Origin of the sequence: Streptomyces sp. MMCC 100, from assembly GCF_041538145.2 — a bacterium.
GTDB lineage: Bacteria > Actinomycetota > Actinomycetes > Streptomycetales > Streptomycetaceae > Streptomyces.
Map to the genome: position 1 here is coordinate 1 of NZ_JBGORK020000012.1, position 255 is coordinate 255.

General features: G+C 60.0%; 2 pseudogenes. One reads left to right on the forward strand and one right to left on the reverse strand.

Annotated elements, in window-relative coordinates:
* A pseudogene (locus ABS735_RS38550) lies at nt 1-124 on the forward strand (tyrosine-type recombinase/integrase); the annotation flags it as partial.
* 33 nt (nt 125-157) lie between these two features.
* Here ABS735_RS38550 and ABS735_RS38555 read toward each other — a convergent pair.
* A pseudogene (locus ABS735_RS38555) lies at nt 158-255 on the reverse strand (IS5/IS1182 family transposase); the annotation flags it as partial.

Genomic DNA, 255 nt, shown 5'->3' on the forward strand with positions numbered 1-255 from the left:
CACCGACGTCGCCGAGTGGATGGGCCACAAGACCATCGAGATCACCTTCAAGATCTACCGCCACCTCATGCCCGGCTCCATCAGCAAAGCCGCCAAGATCCTCAACCACAACCTCACCGCATAACAGACCTAGAGGTTGTCCCGTATGGGGTTCGAGTTATCCAGTGAGGGCCAGGTTGTGCAGTCGGGCGATGCCGAGCATGGCCTGGTGAACTCCGTCGCCCTTGAGCCGGCAGTCCCGCAGGATCTTCCAGT